The sequence below is a fragment of the Paraburkholderia sp. BR10954 genome (assembly GCF_040965775.1).
Classification (GTDB): domain Bacteria; phylum Pseudomonadota; class Gammaproteobacteria; order Burkholderiales; family Burkholderiaceae; genus Paraburkholderia; species Paraburkholderia youngii.
Genome location: NZ_JBFRCK010000239.1, coordinates 1 through 396 on the forward strand (window position 1 = coordinate 1; position 396 = coordinate 396).

Sequence of the window (396 nt, forward strand, 5' to 3'; positions counted from 1 at the left end):
CGATCATCCTGTCGGGCCTGAAGCCGGAGGAGATTCCGGCGGCGGCGGGTCTGTCCAACTTCGTGCGGATTTTCGCGGGCGCGGTGGGCACCTCGCTGATGAGCAATGCATGGAACGACCGTACGATCCTGCACCATGCGCGACTTGCCGAGCAAACCAGCGTCGAGAACCCTGGTTTCACCGGCGCGATCGCGCACCTGCAGGCGGCGCTGGACACGAGCGTTCCCAAGGCCACGGCGTTTTACGAGGCCTCACTGAACGCGCAGGCCACGATGCTGGGCCTGAACGACATCTTCTGGATTTCGGCGGTGATCTTTTTGGTCATCATCCCGCTGATCTGGGTCACGAAACCGACCAGGGGTGGAGCCGCGGGCGCGGCAGCCGCCGGCGGACATT

1 pseudogene is annotated in these 396 nt (G+C 64.4%); it reads left to right on the plus strand.

Annotated features, from left to right (window positions below):
* A pseudogene (locus tag AB4Y34_RS42050) lies at positions 1-396 on the plus strand (EmrB/QacA family drug resistance transporter); the annotation flags it as partial.